This is a genomic window from Aminobacter sp. LjRoot7, from assembly GCF_964252895.1.
GTDB lineage: Bacteria > Pseudomonadota > Alphaproteobacteria > Rhizobiales > Rhizobiaceae > Aminobacter > Aminobacter aminovorans_B.
This window is the reverse complement of record NZ_CAXUPX020000007.1, coordinates 143,371-161,952: the sequence shown is the minus strand read 5'-3', so window position 1 is coordinate 161,952 and position 18,582 is coordinate 143,371. Positions and strand designations below refer to the sequence as shown.

Annotated in this window: 16 protein-coding genes, 1 pseudogene and 1 riboswitch; of the genes and pseudogenes, 9 read left to right on the top strand and 8 right to left on the bottom strand. The window is 63.5% G+C overall.

What is annotated here, in order from left to right:
• Positions 1-2 precede the first annotated feature (2 nt).
• Entirely contained in the window at positions 3-632 is a 630-nt protein-coding gene (locus ACSQ3E_RS19795; RefSeq protein ID WP_436124152.1) for a thiamine diphosphokinase, read from the bottom strand.
• Between ACSQ3E_RS19795 and ACSQ3E_RS19790 the strand changes: the two genes are divergently transcribed.
• The 5 genes and pseudogenes from ACSQ3E_RS19790 to ACSQ3E_RS19770 all read left to right on the top strand — a co-directional run bounded on the left by ACSQ3E_RS19790 (position 540) and on the right by ACSQ3E_RS19770 (position 6,176).
• Positions 540-731, top strand: coding sequence for a hypothetical protein (locus ACSQ3E_RS19790; RefSeq protein ID WP_436124156.1), 192 nt, complete (start codon positions 540-542; stop codon positions 729-731). The two genes, ACSQ3E_RS19795 and ACSQ3E_RS19790, sit on opposite strands and share 93 nt — an antisense overlap.
• A gap of 20 nt (positions 732-751) precedes the next feature.
• A riboswitch (TPP riboswitch) is annotated at positions 752-875 on the top strand.
• Between the two features lie 44 nt (positions 876-919).
• Positions 920-1,921: a thiamine ABC transporter substrate binding subunit gene (gene thiB, locus ACSQ3E_RS19785; RefSeq protein WP_436123995.1), complete on the top strand. Its 1,002-nt coding sequence runs from the start codon at positions 920-922 to the stop codon at positions 1,919-1,921.
• A gap of 246 nt (positions 1,922-2,167) precedes the next feature.
• Positions 2,168-3,784 carry a thiamine/thiamine pyrophosphate ABC transporter permease gene (gene thiP / locus ACSQ3E_RS19780; protein ID WP_436123994.1) on the top strand — a complete coding sequence of 539 codons (1,617 nt, stop codon included), beginning with the start codon at positions 2,168-2,170 and terminating at the stop codon, positions 3,782-3,784.
• Positions 3,781-4,541: pseudogene (gene thiQ / locus ACSQ3E_RS19775) on the top strand (thiamine ABC transporter ATP-binding protein). The gene thiP and the pseudogene thiQ overlap by 4 nt, the downstream one beginning before the upstream one ends.
• Before the next feature lie 186 nt (positions 4,542-4,727).
• Positions 4,728-6,176, top strand: coding sequence for a M48 family metalloprotease (locus tag ACSQ3E_RS19770; RefSeq protein ID WP_436124151.1), 1,449 nt, complete (start codon positions 4,728-4,730; stop codon positions 6,174-6,176).
• Between the two features lie 64 nt (positions 6,177-6,240).
• On the opposite strand, the gene ACSQ3E_RS19765 is transcribed toward ACSQ3E_RS19770, so the two are convergent.
• Entirely contained in the window at positions 6,241-7,110 is an 870-nt protein-coding gene (locus ACSQ3E_RS19765; RefSeq protein ID WP_310320996.1) for an RNA polymerase factor sigma-32, read from the bottom strand.
• Between the two features lie 251 nt (positions 7,111-7,361).
• Between ACSQ3E_RS19765 and ACSQ3E_RS19760 the strand changes: the two genes are divergently transcribed.
• The 3 genes from ACSQ3E_RS19760 (at position 7,362) to ACSQ3E_RS19750 (ending at position 9,779) form a co-directional block, all read left to right on the top strand.
• Entirely contained in the window at positions 7,362-8,135 is a 774-nt protein-coding gene (locus ACSQ3E_RS19760; protein ID WP_436123993.1) for an amino acid ABC transporter substrate-binding protein, read from the top strand.
• Positions 8,136-8,328: 193 nt separating this feature from the next.
• Positions 8,329-9,009: an amino acid ABC transporter permease gene (locus ACSQ3E_RS19755; RefSeq protein WP_310320990.1), complete on the top strand. Its 681-nt coding sequence runs from the start codon at positions 8,329-8,331 to the stop codon at positions 9,007-9,009.
• On the top strand, positions 9,006-9,779 hold the full coding sequence (locus ACSQ3E_RS19750) for an amino acid ABC transporter ATP-binding protein (protein ID WP_436123992.1): 774 nt from the start codon (positions 9,006-9,008) through the stop codon (positions 9,777-9,779). Before ACSQ3E_RS19755 ends, ACSQ3E_RS19750 begins: the two co-directional genes overlap by 4 nt.
• 25 nt (positions 9,780-9,804) lie before the next feature.
• Here ACSQ3E_RS19750 and ACSQ3E_RS19745 read toward each other — a convergent pair whose 3' ends face one another.
• The 5 genes from ACSQ3E_RS19745 to ACSQ3E_RS19725 form a co-directional block, all read right to left on the bottom strand.
• Entirely contained in the window at positions 9,805-10,362 is a 558-nt protein-coding gene (locus ACSQ3E_RS19745) for a cysteine hydrolase family protein (protein ID WP_436123991.1), read from the bottom strand.
• Between the two features lie 737 nt (positions 10,363-11,099).
• Complete coding sequence (locus ACSQ3E_RS19740) at positions 11,100-11,684, bottom strand: CarD family transcriptional regulator (protein WP_115730409.1); 585 nt, start codon at positions 11,682-11,684, stop codon at positions 11,100-11,102.
• Between the two features lie 359 nt (positions 11,685-12,043).
• Positions 12,044-12,382 carry a ferredoxin FdxA gene (gene fdxA, locus ACSQ3E_RS19735; protein WP_067956714.1) on the bottom strand — a complete coding sequence of 113 codons (339 nt, stop codon included), beginning with the start codon at positions 12,380-12,382 and terminating at the stop codon, positions 12,044-12,046.
• Positions 12,383-12,530: 148 nt separating this feature from the next.
• Complete coding sequence (locus ACSQ3E_RS19730; RefSeq protein ID WP_436123990.1) at positions 12,531-12,914, bottom strand: RNA-binding S4 domain-containing protein; 384 nt, start codon at positions 12,912-12,914, stop codon at positions 12,531-12,533.
• Between the two features lie 5 nt (positions 12,915-12,919).
• Entirely contained in the window at positions 12,920-16,162 is a 3,243-nt protein-coding gene (locus tag ACSQ3E_RS19725) for a helicase-related protein (RefSeq protein ID WP_436123989.1), read from the bottom strand.
• Between the two features lie 742 nt (positions 16,163-16,904).
• Here ACSQ3E_RS19725 and aqpZ point away from each other — a divergent pair.
• Positions 16,905-17,594, top strand: a complete 690-nt coding sequence (gene aqpZ, locus ACSQ3E_RS19720) for an aquaporin Z (protein ID WP_310320975.1) — start codon at positions 16,905-16,907, stop codon at positions 17,592-17,594.
• Positions 17,595-17,663: 69 nt separating this feature from the next.
• Here aqpZ and ACSQ3E_RS19715 read toward each other — a convergent pair whose 3' ends face one another.
• A complete protein-coding gene (locus ACSQ3E_RS19715; protein WP_310320972.1) occupies positions 17,664-18,386 on the bottom strand; it encodes a beta-ketoacyl-ACP reductase in 723 nt (240 codons plus the stop codon).
• Between the last annotated feature and the right edge of the window lie 196 nt (positions 18,387-18,582).

Here is an 18,582-nt window from a genome sequence, read left to right as displayed (position 1 = left end):
GTTCAAAATTCCGAGGCGGGAAAGGGATGGGCGAGAAGCAAAGCGCGGCCGCTACCGAGCGAAATACGCAAATTGCCTCGCACTTCGTTAGACATCGTCAGCGACGAGCCGAACGGTACATCAACGCTGTTGAGCAGCCATTTGGAGCCTTCTTCCGAGAGCCCGGTGAGTTCGGAGAAGGCGAGCACGGAAAACGGCATTCCGTCTTCATAGTCAAAGCTTGCGCTACCCGGCAAAAGCGGTAGCGCCTCCTGGCGCCCGCTGGTTAGCAACACCTCGGTACCGGCCTCGGCCAATCTCAGCGCCAGCGCGAGGTGGAGAAAGGCATGGTCGGCGCGCGGGCCGCCAAAGGCCCCGACCAGCACGAGCGATGTCGCTCCGAGCCCCAGCGCGGCGTCGATGGCCAGCTCGCCGTCGGTTCTGTCCTTTTCGGCGGGAAAGGTCGAACGCGGCAGTTCGGCAAAGCGCGGATCAAGATCGGCTGGCACGGAATCGAAGTCGCCGAGCCACAGTTCCGGCATCAGCCCGAGCGTGGCCGCATGGCGGATACCGGCGTCGGCCGCAATCACGCGGCTGCCCGCGACCTGGCGGTCGAGGCGCGGGGTGCGGAAAAGCTCGCCGCCGAGAAGTATGGTGAACCGGGTCATGGCATGCGCATTACCAGCCCGGCAGCCGAAACGGAAGGCCGCGGCATGGTTGGTGGCCGGCAAACTACCGCTTGCGCGGCCTGAAGCGCGGGCCTATTTGTTGAGCCGCTCTAACGGGGTGCCGGTCGCGCAATTGCGTGCCGGCTGAGAGGCATAGGGAACCGTCCCGGCCAACCCGCTGAACCTGATCCGGTTTGTACCGGCGGAGGGATTAGATGCTTCGGACGCCCGGCGCTTCAAATTCCCTTTCAACACCAATGAAGGAGGCGCCCATGCGCTCGCTGATCCTGTCCATGACTTCCGCCCTGGCTCTGGCCACGGCTGCTTTCCCGGCCGCGGCCGAAGGCAAGCTCACCGTCTACACCTATGAGAGCTTTACCTCCGAGTGGGGTCCCGGCCCGCAGGTCAAGAAGGCGTTCGAGGCCGATTGCGCCTGCACTGTCGACTTCGTGTCGGTTGCCGATGGCGTGGCACTGCTCAACCGCGTCAAGCTCGAAGGCGCTTCGACCAAGGCCGACATCGTGCTCGGTCTCGACACCAACCTGACCGCCGAAGCCAAGGCCACCGGCCTGTTCGTGCCGCATGCTGCCGGCGCCGACGTCAAGGTGCCGGGCGACTGGAAGGACGACACCTTCGTTCCCTACGACTACGGCTACTTCGCCGTCGTCTACGACACCGAGAAGCTGAAGAACCCGCCCAAGAGCCTGAAGGAACTTGTCGAAGGCGATCCTGAAGAGAAGATCGCCATCCAGGATCCGCGCACCTCGACGCCGGGCCTCGGCCTGCTGCTCTGGGTCAAGTCGGTCTATGGCGACAAGGCGCCGGAAGCCTGGGCCAAACTCAAGGACCGCGTGCTGACCGTCACCCCGGGCTGGAGCGAGGCCTATGGCCTGTTCACCAAGGGCGAGGCGCCGATGGTGCTGTCCTACACAACCTCGCCGGCCTACCACATGGTCGCCGAAAGCACCGAGCGCTACCAAGCTGCGTCCTTCGAAGAAGGCCACTACCTGCAGATCGAGGTTGCCGGCATCACCACCACGGGTGCCAAGAACCCGCTGGCCGAGAAGTTCATGGCCTTCATGACAAGCCCAGGCTTCCAGGACGCGGTGCCTGAGACCAACTGGATGCTGCCCGCCGGCAAGACCGACAAGCCGCTCAACCCCGCCTTCGACAAGCTGGTGAAGCCGTCAAAGACGCTGATCTTCAGCGCCGACGAAGTGGCTGCCAACCGCAAGGCCTGGGTCGACGAGTGGCTCGGTGTGATGAGCAAGTAGGCTCTATCGACCTGCCATGGCTGCACTTGAACACCCCCCTCTGGCCTGCCGGCCATCTCCCCCGCAAGGGGGGAGATTGGCTGTGGCATGGCGTTCGCCAACCCAAGAAGTGGTCGGTAGCGCGTGGACGTTCAAGCTGCTGATCTCCCCCCTTGCGGGGGAGATGGCCGGCAGGCCAGAGAGGGATGGGACGGAGCGCAACCCATCGCGTCTGACTAATTTGCTCCTAGCTGACCACGGCCCGAAATGTCGGTGAGCCGCACCGACCCCCGCATCGCCGCCGGCGTCATCGCGCTGGCGGCCATCGGCATCCTGATCGGCGGCGCGTTCGCAGGCCTCGGCATCGAGGCCGTGCGCAACCCGCAAGGCGCGGCGGACGCTTTCGATTCCTATCTCTTCCGCATCGCCCGTTTCACGCTGTGGCAGGCGCTGCTGTCGACTTTGCTGTCGGTGGTGCCCGCCATCTTTGTTGCCCGCGCCCTGTCGCGGCATCCCGCTTTTCCCGGCCGGGCGCTGATCCTGCGCCTGTTCGCCATCCCGCTGGCCTTGCCGGCAATCGTGGCGGCACTTGGTATCCTGTCGCTCTACGGCCGCGCAGGCTATTTCGCCGAACCGCTTGCAGCGCTGGCCGGCGGCACATGGCCCGGCATCTACGGCCTGTCGGGCATCCTCGTTGCTCACGTCTTCTTCAACCTGCCGTTGGCGACGCGGCTGATACTGGAGGCGCTGCAGACAGTGCCGGCGGACCAGTGGCGGCTGGCGAGCCAGCTAGGCATGGGTGCGCGGTCGAGCTTCCGGCTGATCGAATGGCCGGCGATGCGAGCGGCCCTGCCCGGCATCGCCGGACTGGTGTTCATGCTCTGCATCACCTCCTTCACCATCGTCCTGACGCTCGGCGGCGGTCCGGCAGCCACGACGCTCGAGGTGGCGATCTATCAGGCGCTGCGTTTCGACTTCGACCCAGCACGGGCCGTCGCCCTGACCCTGCTGCAGATCGGCCTCACGGCAATCGTGGTGCTGGTGCTGATGCGGCTCGGTGCCAACACGACGGGCGATGCCAACCTGCCGGTGGCGCAGCGCAACTACATCAAGGCAAAGGCGGGCGAGAAGGCGCTCAACTCCGCCATCATCGTCGTGGCACTCATCTTCGTCGGTGGCCCCATGCTGGCGACGATCGCCTCGGGGCTGGAAGCCGATCTCGGCCGGCTGGCAGGCGAGGCATCGGTGCAACTGGCGACGCTGACCAGCATCGTGCTTGCCACGCTATCGGCGACGCTGGCAGCCATGCTCGCCTTGTCCCTCGTTATGGCGCGCCGGGCACTGGCCGGCAGCAGGGCGGGCGGCGATAAGACAGTGCTCGAACGCTTCACCGACACCGGCGCCGGCTTCGTGCTGGTGGTGCCTCCGATCGTCATCGGCGCCGGCTGGTTCGTGCTGGTGCGGCAATCGGTCGACGTGTTTGCGCTTGCGCCATTCATGGTCGTCACCGTCAACGCCGTGATGGCGATGCCGTTTGCCGTCCGCGCAGTCCGCCCCGCCTATGATGCGGCCAGCGAACGCCACGAAAGGCTGTGCGCGCAGCTCGGCATATCGGGCTGGAACAGGCTTCGGCTCATCGACTGGCCGGTGCTCAAGCGTCCGCTCGCCACCGCATTCGCCTTTGCCATGGCGCTGTCGCTCGGCGATCTCGGTGTCATTGCGCTGTTCGGCAGCGACGCGGTGCAGACCTTGCCCTACCTTCTGCTCGCCCGCATGGGCAGCTACCGCACCGACGACGCGGCGGGACTTGCGCTGATGCTCGGGCTGTTGTGCCTGGCGCTGACGATGCTCGCCGACCGCCTCGGCAGGGAGACTTCGAAATGACCTCGACCAGTGCCGCGGTGCGCCTCGACCATGTGGTGTTCAGCTACAGCGACACCATGGTGCGCTTCGACGTGACCTTTGCCCCGGGCGAGATCACCGCGATCATGGGACCGAGCGGTGCCGGCAAGTCGACATTGCTCAACCTCGTCGCCGGTTTTGAGACGCCGCGCGAGGGCCGCGTGCTGATCGGCGACATGGACGTGACAAAAGCACCGCCGGCCGACCGGCCGGTGTCGATGGTGTTCCAGGAAAACAATCTGTTCGCTCATCTCAACGTCGAAAAGAATGTCGGGCTCGGGCGCTCGCCGGCACTGCGCCTGAGCGCTGCGGACAGGCAGGACGTGGCGACCGCACTGGCCCGCGTCGGCCTCGCCGGAATGGAAAAGCGCCTGCCACGCGAACTGTCGGGCGGCGAACGCCAGCGCGTGGCGCTGGCCCGCGTGCTGGTGCGTGACCGGCCGATTCTGCTGCTGGATGAACCCTTTGCCTCGCTTGGACCAGCTTTGCGCGAAGATATGCTGGATCTGGTGGCAAGCCTTCATGCAGAACGCGGCATGACCGTGCTTTTCGTGACACACCAGCCCGAAGATGCCCGAAAACTGGCTAAAAACATGGTTTTCGTCGAGGCTGGCACTGTTGCGGCGGCCGGAAAGACTGCGGATTTCTTTACCAATGCTGGACCTGAAGCGTTCAGACACTATATCGGCGGTGAACGGTGATGACGCGATCACGCCGACTTGCCCGGAAGCGGACATAATTTACAGCCAAATCGCCATATTGGCGGTATTGGCCTTATTGCGTTGGTTAGCTGAGTCTGGCTACGTCCGTCTGGTCGGGCCCGCATCTGCTTTGCCTGCCGCCTGAGGACTTTGAAAGGACGCGAGCTCTGCCCACCTGCCGCGACACGTTGATCGAGACGAGAACGCCCCGCTATGCGCGCCTGATGGTCGCCGTCGCGCTGTCGGCGCTTGTCTCGGGTTGCCAGATACTCAACCCCTCCGATGTCCGCGAGTCAGGGTTCCAGCCGTCCAACAATCCTGTCACCGTCGACAACGTCACCCGTAACGACAAGCTCGCCGAAATCGCCAAGGCGCAGCATCCGCGCATCCTCGCGACCTATGGCGGTGAGTACTCGGATCCCAAGCTGGAGCGGATGGTCGCCAAGGTTGTCGGCAGCCTGACCACCGTGTCGAGCAACCCGAACCAGACCTATCGCATCACGATCCTCAATTCGCCCAACGTCAACGCCTTCGCGCTGCCCGGCGGCTATCTCTATGTCACGCGCGGCCTGCTCGCGCTGGCCAATGATTCGGCCGAGCTGGCTGCGGTGATCTCGCACGAGATGGGTCACGTTACCGCCAACCACGGCATCCAGCGCCAGCAGAAGGAAGCCGAGGAAGTGCTGGCGACCAAGGTTGTCACCGACGTGCTCGGCGAAAGCCCGACCGCCAAGGCAGCGCTGATCCGCGGCAAGCTCCGGCTCGCCCAGTTCTCGCGCAACCAGGAGCTGGAAGCCGACGGCATCGGCATCAAGATGAGCGGCCAGGCCGGCTACGATCCGTTTGCCGCCGGGCGCTTCCTGCAGTCGATGGCCGCCTATTCCGACCTACGCGCAGTCAGCGGCGCCACCGACGCCAGCCTCGACTTCCTGGCCAGCCACCCCAACGCGCCGCAGCGCATCGACCTTGCCCAGCGCCACGCCCGCCAGTTCGGCGCGCCGGGCATCGGCCGCCGCGACCGCGACTCCTTCCTGGCCGGCATCGACGGCCTGCTGTTCGGCGACACGCCCGACGAAGGCTATGTCCGCGGCACGACCTTCATGCACCCCAAGCTCGGCATCTCGTTTGCCGTGCCGCAGGGCTTCGTCATCGACAACACCGCCGCCGCTGTCACCGCGACCGGCCCCGATAACACCGCCATCCGCTTCGACGGCGTCGCCATCGACGCCAAGCTGCCGCTGGTCGACTACGTCAAGAGCGGCTGGGTCGCAGGTCTCGACCCGTCGAGCGTGCGCGCGGAAACGATCAACGGCAACGAGGCAGCCTTTGCCCGTGCGAGCGCCGAAGGCTGGCAGTTCGACATCGTCGTGATCCGCAATGGCGCGCAGGTCTACCGCCTGTTGACGGCGGCACCCACCGCGAGCACCACGCTCGACACAATCGCCCGTTCGGTCAGCTCCAGCTTCCGGGTGATGACGGCAGCGGAAAAGGCGGCACTCAAGCCGCTGCGCATCCGCGTCGTTACCGTTCAGCCGGGCCAGAACATGGGCTCGCTCGCCGCCAGCATGGTCGGCGTCGATCGCAAGCTCGACCTCTTCAGGGTTCTGAACGCGCTGGCGCCCGGCGCTTCGGTCTCTGCCGGCGACAAGGTCAAGATCGTCACCGACCGGTAGGTCATCGGCCGAAAATCGATCCGATTTTCGGAAAGCTCGATGCGCAGATTCAAGAGGTCAGCGCTCAGGCGACCTGGAACGCCGGGTTCTTGCGCTCCAGGGCGGATTTCAGCTTTTCCATGGCGCGGGTCTCGATCTGGCGGACCCGCTCCTTGGAGATGCCGAGCGAGGTGCCAAGTTCTTCGAGCGTAGCACCCTCCTCCGTCAACCTGCGCTCCTCGATGATCTGCAATTCCCGGGCGTTGAGCACGGTGAGCGCGTCATGCAGCCATCCCGAGCGGCGCTCGATGTCGATGGCCTCGCCGACCAGTTCGTCCGGCAACGGATCGTCGGAGACCAGCAGATCCATCCGCTCGCCCGAATCGCCATCGTCGCTGAGCGGCGCATTGAGCGAGGTGTCGGGCACGGACAAGCGCATGTCCATCAGCGCAACGTCGGCTTCCGACACGCCAAGGGCAACCGAGATCTCCTGATAGGCGGACGCGCCACCGAGCGGGTCGCTGCCCTGGGCGAGACGGGCGCGCATGCGCCGCAAGTTGAAGAACAGGGACTTCTGCGCCGAACTCGTGCCGCCGCGGACGATCGACCAGTTGCGCAGGATGTAGTCCTGCATCGAGGCGCGAATCCACCAGGTGGCATAGGTCGAGAAGCGGACCTCGCGCTGAGGGTCGAAGCGGGCCGCCGCTTCGAGCAGCCCGACATGGCCTTCCTGGATGAGGTCGCCCATCGGCAAACCGTAGCGCCGGAACTTGACCGCCATGGCGATGACAAGGCGCATATGGGCGGTGGTAATGCGGTTGAGCGCGTCCTGGTCGTGCCGCTCTTTCCAGCGGATCGCCAGCTCGAGTTCTTCGCCTCGCTCCAGATAAGGTGCGCGCGACGCCGCCCTCAGCATCATCTGCTCGCCGGCCAGGCCTGCCCGATCCATGTACATCTTGCGCCCCTTGTCTCGAGAGCAGCCGGACGCGCGTCGCAATTTTCGCGCTGCCCCGCAGGGCCAATAACGCGCCGTCTCGGCGAATGTTCCGGGGTGGCCGACGGCTATCATGCGATACGGATTCACATTCCAGTATTACGCCATATTTGAAATTTCATTCCTTATGCGGGAGGCTGGCTTCTGACAGATTGCCGCCAATCACAACTTTCCCGGCCAGCAAGCCGGGCACAAAATCGGGATCACACAAAATGAAGTGGTTTAAGTCGCTGGCCGTTGCCGCAACGATCCAGCTCGCAGCCGTCGCCGCCGGCCATGCCGGTGAAAATCTCAATGAGATCAAGGCGGCCGGCGTGTTCAAGATCGGCACCGAGGGCACCTACGCGCCCTTCACCTATCACGACGCATCGGGCGCGCTTGTCGGCTTCGATGTCGAGATCGGCAAGGAAGTCGCCAAGCGCCTCGGCGTCAAGGCCGAGTTTCTCGAAGGCAAGTGGGACGGCCTGATCGCCGGCATCGACGCCAAGCGCTACGACGCCGTCATCAACCAGGTCGGCATCACCGAGGCGCGCAAGGCGAAGTACGACTTCTCCGATCCCTACATCGCTTCGAAGGCCGTGCTGATCGTCAGCGGCAAGAACGAGGACATCAAGGGCTTCGCCGACCTCAAGGGCAAGAAGTCGGCCCAGTCGCTGACCAGCAACTTCGGCAAGATCGCCGAGGCCAATGGCGCCGAACTCGTCGGCACCGACGGCTTCGACCAGTCGATCCAGCTGGTGCTCAATGGCCGTGCCGACGCCACGATCAACGACTCGCTGTCTTTCTTCGACTTCAAGAAGCACAAGCCCGACGCCGACGTGAAGATCGTCGCCGAAGAGGCCAAGGCGGACTTCTCGGGCGTCATCGTGCGCAAGGGCGAGCCCGAGCTGGTCGAGGCGATCAACAAGGCGCTGGCCGAGATCAAGGCCGACGGCACCTACAAGAAGATTTCCGAGACCTATTTCGGCGCGGACGTCTCGCAGTAGCGGCATTGCCCCCTCAGGCGGCGCCCGACGTGGCGACCGCCTGAACGGCACTCATTTTCCACCTCTCATTTTTTCCCATGAACTTGCCCGGAAAATCTGCGATTTTCCGGGCAAGTTGTTTTGTGCTGATGGAGCATCCTTTGCGCGTCCTGACGGGACTCGCGGCGCTCTATTGTGGAAGGGATCACTCATCTTGCCCCACTGGCTTCAATTGATGCTGGACTCGCTCGGCCCGCTATTGTGGGCCGCGCTCGTTTTTACAGCCCCCCTAACACTGCTGTCCTTTGCCTTCGGCCTGACGGTCGGGCTGGGTGCAGCCCTTGCCCGCCTGTTCGGGCCCGCCTGGCTGTCGGCGATCGTCCGCTTCTACGTCTGGATCATCCGCGGCACGCCGCTGCTGGTACAGCTGTTCCTGATCTTCTACGGCCTGCCCAGCATCGGCATCGTGCTCGACGCCTTCCCGGCGGCCCTGATCGGCTTCACCCTCAATGTCGGCGCCTACTCCTCCGAGATCATCCGCGCCGCCATAAGCTCGGTGGCCAAGGGGCAATGGGAGGCGGCCTATTCGATCGGCATGACATGGTCGCAGGCGATGCGCCGCACGGTCCTGCCGCAGGCAGCGCGCGTCGCGGTGCCGCCGCTGTCGAACACCTTCATCTCGCTGGTCAAGGACACGTCGCTGGCTGCGGCCATCACCGTGCCGGAGATGTTCCAGGCGGCACAACGCATCGTTGCCACCACCTATGAGCCGCTGATCCTCTATGTCGAAGCAGCCATACTCTATCTCGCGATGAGTTCGGTGCTGTCCTCGCTGCAGGTCAGGCTCGAGAAGCGGCTCAACCGTTACGGCGGCTTCCTGGAGGCGCGGTCATGATCGGACTGTCCCACATCATCAAGCAGTTCGGCGACAATGTCGTGCTCAAGGACGTCTCGGTCGAGATCCGCGAGGGCAGCGTCACGGCCCTCGTCGGACCTTCGGGCGGCGGCAAGAGCACGCTGCTGCGCTGCATCAACCTCCTGGAGATCCCGACCTCCGGCACCGTGCGCATCGGCGACGACACGCTCGAATTCCGCCCCGGCCATCGGGTCGCCACCAAGGCGATCCAGCAGCTGCGGCGCCAGACCGGCATGGTGTTCCAGAATTTCCAGCTGTTTCCGCATCGCACGGCGATCGAAAACGTCATGGAAGGGCTGGTGACCGTGCTGAGATGGCCGGAAGCCAAGGCACGCGAACGTGCGCTGGCGCTGCTCGACAAGGTCGGCATGAGCCACAAGGTCGATGCCTGGCCGGCGACGCTATCGGGCGGACAGCAGCAGCGCGTGGCCATCGCACGCGCGCTGGCGCCGTCACCCAAGGTGCTGTTGTGCGACGAGCCGACCTCGGCCCTTGACCCGGAACTGGCGCAGGAAGTCGTCGACGTGCTCGGCCAGCTGGCGCGCGAAGGCACGACCATGGTGATCGCCACGCACGACCTGCGCCTGGCCTCCAAGATCGCCCATGAGGTGCTGTTTCTGGAAGCGGGCTCGGTGGTCGAAAAAGGTCCGGCGAACGAGGTTTTCGGCAATCCGAAGCACGAGCGCACCAAGCGGTTCATCGCAACGATCACGCATCAGCACGAGCACGGCAAGGGCGGCGAAGGCTAGGCCTCGCCGCTGTACCAAGTGATAGTCAGAACGAGATCTCCACGGCCGGGCGGACATCGACCACGGCATCGCCGGCGCCAAAACCGTCGAGCGTTTCATTGTGGTGGGCAACAATGTCGGCATAGGCAAGATTTGCCGAGTCGGCGGTCGTATGGCCGTCGGCGACAAGCGTGACATCGTAGCCGAGCGACACGGCGCGCCGCACTGTGGTGTCGACGCAAAACTGGGTCATGCAGCCGCCGACGACAAGGTGCGAGATGCCAAGCTCGCCCAGACGGGCGCCCAGCTCCGTCTCGTGAAACGAGTCCGAGCTTGCCTTGCGAACAAGAATGTCGCCGGGCTGCGCGGCCAGCTCCGGCCGGACTTCCCAGCCTTCTGTCCCGACCGCCAGGCGGTGACCCGCGGGGCCGTCATGCTGGATGACGATGACCGGCACGCCTGCCGAACGCGCCTTGTCCTGGAGATTGCGCAGCCTGCCGATCGTATCGTCGAGCGCGGCCTCCAGCAGCGGCTGCCGTTCCCGGGTGCCCTTGCCTCTCAGGATTGCATTTTGCACGTCGATGATAAGAAGCGCTTTGCCCATCTGCCGTCTGTCCTGAAGCGATCGTGTTTGGTCTCGATACAGCAAAACGGTTCGGTTCAGTAGCGACTTTCAAACGAAACACTCGCCCGGCGAGGCTCACCTTCTGGACCGTCACCAACGTTGCAAGGTCACGTCATGGCTCACATTTTGGACCGTCCTCACAGCGGCCCGATCACGGCATGGATCCCCGGGTCTGCGCAGTTCGCTTCGCTCCTGCTTGCCCGAGGATGACGAAGGCACTTTGACCTTCGGCTAATCTCAAAGAATGGCGCTTGGCCGAAACTTCTGACGATAGCCGGATGACGGCCGGTAACGGGCGGGCACGACCACCAGAGCAAGGCGACCAGTGGATAAGCTGGCGAGCCGGAGAGCCGGAGAGCCGAGCATGGACCATCGACACTGGTTGCCAACCTCCAACGTCGGCGACTAGCTGCGAGCCACCATGCCATCGTCATCCTCGGGCGGAGCTGGAGCGAAGCGAACTGCGCAGACCCGGGGATCCATGCCGTGACCTGGCCATTGGGGTTACGGTCCAGACATGCCTGCATCGCTCCAACGGAGGCTGCAGCCAACGAACGCTGCGGCGTGCAACGAGCCAAGTGCCCACGCAGCAGAACGCTTCACGCATCCTATGCGCACGACGCACGGCGCTTCCTGTCCGGCGCACGCCGCCTGTTCCACAAACAAAAAAACCCGGCCAATGGCCGGGTTTTTCATAACTGAACTGAGAAGCCCTATCAGGCAGCTTCTTCCTGCTCGGCGTCGGCTTCTTCGTTGTCAGCCTTGGCGCCGCGCTTCGGACCCTTGTTGAGGTTGGTCTCGATGAGACGGACAGCCTCGGTCTCCGACAGGCGGTTGACCGCTGCCAGCTCGCGCGCCATGCGGTCGAGCGCTGCTTCATAAAGCTGGCGCTCGGAGTAGGACTGCTCTGGCTGGTTGTCGGCGCGGTAAAGATCGCGCACGACTTCGGCGATCGAGATCAGGTCGCCTGAATTGATCTTCGCATCATATTCCTGGGCGCGGCGCGACCACATGGTGCGCTTGACGCGGGCGCGGCCCTGCACGACCTTCAAGGCACGCTCGACATAGTCGGTCTCCGACAGCTTGCGCATGCCGATGGACGTTGCCTTGGCGACCGGCACCTTGAGGCGCATCTTGTCTTTCTGGAAATCGATCACAAACAGCTCGAGCTTGTGTCCCGCCACTTCCTGCTCGTCGATCGATACGATCTGGCCGACGCCGTGCGCCGGGTAGACAATGTACTCGCCAGTCTTGAAACCGTGACGTGCTGCGGATTTCTTCTGCGGGATGGAAGTTGCCATACGCCCTGAACTCCTTCTTGTGACACCGGCCCGCCGAGGCCGGTTGATCGGGACGGTCGCAAAACGCGACCTTCTGCCGCACGACAATCGACCCCCAATCGGAAGAGCCTGGACCAGCAAACCGCAAAATGTTGCGACCGCCGGGCCCAGATTACTCTGGTCCGGATTAGGGTTGTCACCTTTCAGTGAATTAGGCTATGCGCCATAAATCGACGTTGTGTCATCGGCATGTTGGGCTAGCTCTAACACAAAAAGTCGGAAGAATCAAGATTTTGCTGCATACGCGAACAATCTGCCGCGTCAAGAGTCGACGCCGGCTCTCAATCCAACGATCTAGCGCCATTTAGGGCGCGCTACCCTCAGTTGCCTTCGCCAGGCTCGGCCGAAAAGAACTTCTCGAACTTGCCTTCGACGCCGTCAAATTCCTTGGCGTCTGCCGGAGGTTCCTTCTTGGCCGTGATATTTGGCCATTTTTCGGCATATTCGGTGTTGATCTGCAGCCATTTGTCGAGCCCCGACTCAGTGTCGGGCTTGATCGCGTCGGCCGGGCATTCCGGTTCGCAGACGCCGCAGTCGATGCACTCGTCAGGATGAATGACGAGCATGTTCTCGCCTTCATAGAAGCAGTCGACCGGACAAACCTCGATGCAATCCATGTATTTGCATTTGATGCAGTTGTCGGTGACGACGTAGGTCATGAAGCAGGCTCCGGGACTTCCCGTATTTTGTATCTTTCGGGTGAGGTACCCCCTTTGCGGAGCCGTTGCAAGGGCGGCTATTCCGCGCAGAAGCCTGTTGGCGAAACGCAATTCTCAACTTGGCTGCCGCGGCTCCAAAGGCTTTGCTTCAATGGTCCCGCAGCCTGTCGGTGGCGCGCCGTTCCTTCTTGGTCGGACGGCCGCTGCCAACCTCGCGCAGCGGCGGCTTGGCGTCGGGCGGCGCCTGGTCCTTCGGCGTGGGTGCCGGGGAGATGTCGTCGTAGAGTTTGCGCGCTTCCTCGGCCGGCCCGCGCCGCTCGCCAGCGAGCAGAACCTTATAGACCAGGATGCGGCGATCGAGCGTGATCGTCAGCACGTCGCCTGTCTTGACGATGTCGGAGGCCTGGCTGAGCTTCTGGCCGTTGCACCTGACGCCGCCCGATTGCGCGAGCTTGGCGCCAAGTGAACGAGATTTGACCGCACGCGAGAAGAACAGCCATTTGTCGATGCGCTGTCTTCCCTCGCCGGACAAGGCGTTTACTTCTTGAGCTGGTCGCGCAGCGCGGCGAGCTTGGCGAAGGGCGAATCCGGATCGATGCGCACCGGACGCTCCTCGCGCGGCTTCGGCTGGAAGGCGGGCTTGCCCTTGGAGCCGTTGCGGTCGCCGCCGTGCCTTTCGCCCTGCGGACGCTCGCCACGGCCACGGTTGTCGGGACGTCCACCCTCACCCTGCGGCTTGCCGCCAGGCTTGCGGTCGAAGCGCGGACGACCGCCTTCACGGTTTTCTCCGCCCTCGCGTCCGCCATTGCGGTTGCCTTCGCCTTGACGGGCGGCAGGCGCGCCGGCGGCACGCTGCTCGCGCTGGCCACCGCGCGGGCGGTTGTCCTGGCGATGACGCGGACGCTGTTCGAAGCGGCCCTGGCGCCACAGCAGGATCGGCTTGGGCTCTTCGGCAGGCTCGGCTGTCGCAGGCTGGGCCTCAGTAGCCGTGGCCTCGACGGCTACCGCTTCCGACTGCGCTTCGGCTTCGGCCGCAGGCTCAGCAACGGCTTCGGCTTCCTCGGCAGGTACAGCAACAACCTCGGCTTCGGCGACAGGCTCAGCAGCCACTTCGGCCACAGGCTCTGCTGCAACCTCGGCAACGGCGTCCGGCGCCTGCTCGGCATCCGCAGTCTGCGCGACTTCGCCAAATGCTTCCGCGGAAACTTCGGTCGCCTCGCCGGCAGCAGCGGCAGCTGCTGCAGCCTTGTCAGCCTGCGCCTTGGCCACCGCCTCGCGCGTGGCGGCGTCGATGGTCTCGAGCTTGTCCTTGACCTCGGCAGCCGGCTTCGGCTCGGCGCGATAGCCGAGACCCTTGAGGATTTCTTCCATGTCGTCGCCGGTGGCGCCAAGGATCGACATCATCTGCGGCGTGACGATGAACGAGCTGCCGTCATAGGCACCGTCCGGACGCGCGCCGATGCCCTGCTTCCAGGCGAGCGCCGGGCGGATCAGGTCGGCGAGGCGCTCGAGGATATCGACACGCACAGCGCGGCGGCCGAGATTGCGAAAGCCGGCAAGCTTGTAGAAGCTCTTGTCGAAAGCCTGGTCGATGACGACGGAGGTGCGGCCAGCGGCAAGCGCATGGACGACATCGCCGAAGCCCGGCTTGTCCTTGCCGTCGTTCTTGAGTGCCCAGAGCAGCGTCACCAGACCCGCCGGCGCCGGCTTGATGAGCGCGGGCACGAAGACATGGTAGGCGCCGAAGCGCACGCCGAGGCGACGCAGGGCCGCACGGCCTTCCTGATCGAGTGACTTCACCTCTTCGGCGATGTCGCGACGGTTGATCAGACCGAAATTCTCAACCAGCTGGAAGGCGATGCCGCGGCCGATGCCGGAAAGCTGTTCGGCGGCCTTGAGATCGACGAGCGGCTTGAGCAGCGACTCGATCTGGAAATTGACGAAACGGTCGGCGCGCGCCGCGACCTTGTCACGGGCCGGGCCCGTCAGTTGTTCGTCGGCAAGCAGCACGACGCGCGGCTTGAGCGCGTCCTCGCCCTCAACGAGCGTGCCGATCGGCGCGCCGATCCAGCGTAGCACGCCATCGGAGCCAAGCGCGATATCGCCATTGGGCGACGCCGAGAAACGTTCGGCGCGGGAATCGAATTCGGTGGCGAGCGCCTTCTGGGCTGCCGTGCGCACAGCCTTGGCGTCTTCTCCACCCGCGCTCTGGTCGGCGGTGAAACGGAACCCTTGCAGTTCGCCGACGTGATGACCCTCGACGAGGACAGTTCCGGACGGGCTTATTTCGGCTTCAAGCATAGTGTTTTCTCTAAGGCGGCGCATGAGGACGGAAGTCCTGCGGTCTACAAAGCGTTTCGTCAACCGCTCATGCAGTGCATCCGACAATCTGTCTTCGATGTTTCGCGTTTTTTCTTGCCAGTGTGCCGGATCGGCAAGCCAGCCAGGGCGGTTTGAGACAAAAGTCCAGGTCCGGATCTGTGCGATCCGGTGGGAAAGCGTGTCGATGTCGCCTTCGGTGGAATCGGCGCGGCGTACCTGCTCGGCCATGTAGTTTTCATCGACATGGCCGTTGCGGGCGAGATCGTCATACATCGAGGCGATGAGGTCAGCGTGCTGGGCCGGAGCGATCCTGCGGTAGTCGGGCAGCGCGCATGTCTCCCACAACAAGGCGACGCGTTCGCGGTTGGTGGCGAGCGAGCGGATGTTTTCGTCGCGCGAAAGATGTTCGAGCGCCTGGGCGTCGACCGCTGGCAGCGCACGCGTCAAGCCTTCGACGGGCGCCACCGTGTCGATCGAACGCTTGAGTGTGTCGAGGCTGGCGAAGTCGAACTGGGCGGTGCGCCACTGCAGCACCTTCACCGGTTCGAAATCATGCCCTTCGATCTTCTCGATCAGTTCTTCGTCGAACGGATCGACCTGGCCGGTGACGCCAAAGGTGCCGTCGCGCAGATGGCGCCCGGCACGACCGGCGATCTGGCCAAGCTCGGCAGCGGTCAGCTGGCGATATTGATAGCCGTCGAACTTGCGGTTCTGGGCAAAGGCAACATGGTCGACATCAAGATTGAGGCCCATACCGATGGCATCTGTGGCAATCAGGTAGTCGACGTCGCCGGACTGGTAGAGCTCGACCTGGGCGTTGCGGGTGCGAGGGCTGAGCGCACCGAGCACAACGGCGGCACCCCCCTGCTGGCGGCGGATGAGTTCGGCGATGCCGTAAACCTCGTCGGCCGAGAAGGCGACGATGGCCGAGCGGCGCGGCAGCCGCGTCAGCTTCTTGGAACCGGCATAGGCAAGATGCGACAGGCGCGGCCGGGTGACCACAGACACGCCTTTCAGAAGCTTCTGCAGGATGCCGTGCATGGTGGCGGCACCAAGCAACAGCGTTTCCTGCCTGCCACGCAGGTGCAGGATGCGGTCGGTGAAGATATGGCCGCGCTCGAGATCGCCGGCGAGCTGAACCTCGTCGATGGCGACAAAGGCGGCGTCGGTCTGGCGCGGCATCGCCTCGACGGTGCAGACCGAGTATTTCGCACCAGCCGGCAGGATCTTCTCCTCGCCGGTGACCAGCGCGACCTTGTGGGCGCCGACCTTCTCGCAGAGCCGGCCATAGACCTCGCGGGCAAGCAGCCTCAGCGGCAGGCCGATGATGCCGCTTTCATGCGCGACCATGCGCTCGATGGCGAGATGTGTCTTGCCGGTGTTGGTCGGCCCAAGGACCGCTGTCACATCGCGACCCGACAGGATCAGGGGGTCATTCTGCTTGAAGTGGACATTCATTCTAAGGAACCGCCCTCGGCGCCGGGACCACCCGGCGTTGCGCCGCTTTCACGACGACTGGACACATAGGGATTTGCGCGGCGAAGCGAAAGCGGAATGTTCCAGATTTAAGAGATGGAACGAGTCTGGAACGAATCAGCGACGAATCACTGACTCCGGCAGATTCAGGTTTTGTTCACCCCAACATATAGATTTTGCTCTGGCAAGCCGCACCACATGCAGATTCTCTAAAGTGGCCCGTTTCATGCTTTAGCGCGCTGCTGTTAACCTTTGCCGGCCAAGCGCCGGAACGGCCTTTTATGCTCGGTGCAAAATAATGATTTTGTTGATGTTTCCTACCTCCAGGTTAACACGGGGAAGGCTGGCGGACGGCATTTCGTTAAGATTTGAACCAAATGCGGAACGAACAGGCGACGAATCACTGATAGGACAAGTTTCCTGATTTGTTCACCGCTAGATGTTGTGCCTGCCCTTGCTGATCCACCGATTATCCACCGGGGAGTCACAGGCTTGCCCACAACAGCCTCTCGGGCGCGTTAACCTTTGCGTGCCATAGCGGCACATACCGATCCGAGCAAAAATATCTGTGATTGCATTACGTTAAGGGAACTACACCCGTTGTGCCCGGCGCCGAGCCGTGTCTCCATCCCAGACGTTGAGTCTGCGCGGCGGGGGTTGCCCAGGCGGGGCCTCCGGAAAATGCGGCGCACCACGCAGGCGCACGACATCTGGAGGGAAGATCATGTCCAAACGTCTATTCGCCGAGTTCCTCGGCACATTCTGGCTCGTCTTTGGCGGCTGCGGCAGTGCCGTGCTTGCTGCTGCGTTTCCCGAACTCGGTATCGGCTTTGCCGGCGTTGCGCTGGCATTCGGCCTGACCGTGCTGACCATGGCCTATGCCGTCGGCGGCATCTCAGGCGGCCACTTCAACCCCGCGGTCTCGGTCGGCCTGATGATGGCAGGGCGCTTCGAAGCCAAGAACCTGGTGCCCTATGTCATCGCCCAGGTCGTCGGTGCTGTCGTCGCCTCGACGGTTCTCTACCTGATCGTCAGCGGCAAGGCCGACTTCGCCGGCATCGGTGGCTTCGCGACCAATGGCTATGGCGACGCTTCGCCCGGGAAATATGGCCTGACCTCGGCACTGATCATCGAAGTCGTCCTGACCTTCATGTTCCTGATGATCATCCTGGGCTCGACCCATGGTCGCGTGCCCGCCGGCTTCGCACCGATCGCCATTGGCCTGGCGCTGACGCTGATCCACCTGATCTCGATCCCGGTGACCAACACCTCGGTCAACCCGGCCCGCTCGACCGGCCCAGCACTGTTTGTTGGCGGCGTGGCCCTGCAGCAGCTCTGGCTGTTCTGGGTTGCCCCGATCGTCGGCGCGGCAATCGCCGGCATCGTTCACAAGGCGATGTTCGAAAAGGACTGAGCCTGCATCGGGCAGACGCGAAAACGGCGCCTTTCGGCGCCGTTTTCTTTTCCAGCAAAGCAGTGTGAATCAGACGAAGTACTGTCCGCCATTGGCGCTCAGTGTCGCCCCGGTGACGAAGCCCGACTCTTCAGAAGCCAAAAACACCACGCAGCGCGCAATCTCTTCCGGCTCGCCGAGCCGTCCGACGGGGATCTGGGCGATGATCGATTCACGCACCTTCTCGGGAACCGCCATCACCATCTCAGTGGCAATGTAGCCCGGGCAAATGACGTTGACGGTGATGCCCGCGCGCGCACCTTCCTGAGCAAGCGCCTTGGTGAAGCCGATGTCGCCGGCCTTGGAAGCCGAATAGTTGGCCTGGCCGGCCTGACCCTTCTGGCCGTTGATCGACGAGATGGTGATGACGCGACCGAATTTGCGGTCGCGCATGCCGCTCCACAGCGGATGGGTCATGTTGAAGGCACCGTTCAGGTTGGTGTCGATGACTTCCTTCCACTGCTCGCGCGTCATCTTGTGGAACATCGAGTCGCGCGTGATGCCGGCATTGTTGACCAGCACCGAGACAGGGCCGAGGTCGGCCTCGACCTGCTTGATGCCGGCCTCGCAGGCGTCGTAGTCGGCAACCGACCATTTGTAGACCGGGATGCCCGTCTCGGCCTTGAACTTCTGCGCAGCTTCGTCATTGCCGGCATAGTTGGCGGCGACCTTGTAGCCTGCGTTCTTCAGCGCGATCGAAATCGCAGCACCAATGCCGCGCGATCCGCCGGTAACGAGTGCAACCTTAGTCATACGTTTCCCCTTTTCTGCTGCTTGATGGATTGCCCTTGCGACAGGCTCTTACAGCGCCGCGCGTCCTTTGGACGCGCAAAGGACGCTGTAACACTTTGAATTGGCGCATGATCCTTTCTGAAAATCGACCCCGATTTTCGGGGGTCATGCGCTAGAGACAAAAAGGGCGGCACATGGGCCGCCCTGGTTGTTTTCG

Coding starts and splice junctions, on each gene's coding strand:
- ACSQ3E_RS19745 (WP_436123991.1), bottom strand. CDS start 10,362: ATGGGCAAAGCGCTTCTTATCATCGACGTGCAAAATGCAATCCTGAGA.
- ACSQ3E_RS19765 (WP_310320996.1), bottom strand. CDS start 7,110: ATGTACATGGATCGGGCAGGCCTGGCCGGCGAGCAGATGATGCTGAGG.
- fdxA (WP_067956714.1), bottom strand. CDS start 12,382: ATGACCTACGTCGTCACCGACAACTGCATCAAATGCAAATACATGGAT.
- ACSQ3E_RS19725 (WP_436123989.1), bottom strand. CDS start 16,162: ATGAATGTCCACTTCAAGCAGAATGACCCCCTGATCCTGTCGGGTCGC.
- thiB (WP_436123995.1), top strand. CDS start 920: ATGCGCTCGCTGATCCTGTCCATGACTTCCGCCCTGGCTCTGGCCACG.
- ACSQ3E_RS19770 (WP_436124151.1), top strand. CDS start 4,728: ATGGTCGCCGTCGCGCTGTCGGCGCTTGTCTCGGGTTGCCAGATACTC.
- aqpZ (WP_310320975.1), top strand. CDS start 16,905: ATGTCCAAACGTCTATTCGCCGAGTTCCTCGGCACATTCTGGCTCGTC.
- ACSQ3E_RS19790 (WP_436124156.1), top strand. CDS start 540: ATGGCGGATACCGGCGTCGGCCGCAATCACGCGGCTGCCCGCGACCTG.
- ACSQ3E_RS19750 (WP_436123992.1), top strand. CDS start 9,006: ATGATCGGACTGTCCCACATCATCAAGCAGTTCGGCGACAATGTCGTG.
- thiP (WP_436123994.1), top strand. CDS start 2,168: ATGTCGGTGAGCCGCACCGACCCCCGCATCGCCGCCGGCGTCATCGCG.
- ACSQ3E_RS19740 (WP_115730409.1), bottom strand. CDS start 11,684: ATGGCAACTTCCATCCCGCAGAAGAAATCCGCAGCACGTCACGGTTTC.
- ACSQ3E_RS19760 (WP_436123993.1), top strand. CDS start 7,362: ATGAAGTGGTTTAAGTCGCTGGCCGTTGCCGCAACGATCCAGCTCGCA.
- ACSQ3E_RS19715 (WP_310320972.1), bottom strand. CDS start 18,386: ATGACTAAGGTTGCACTCGTTACCGGCGGATCGCGCGGCATTGGTGCT.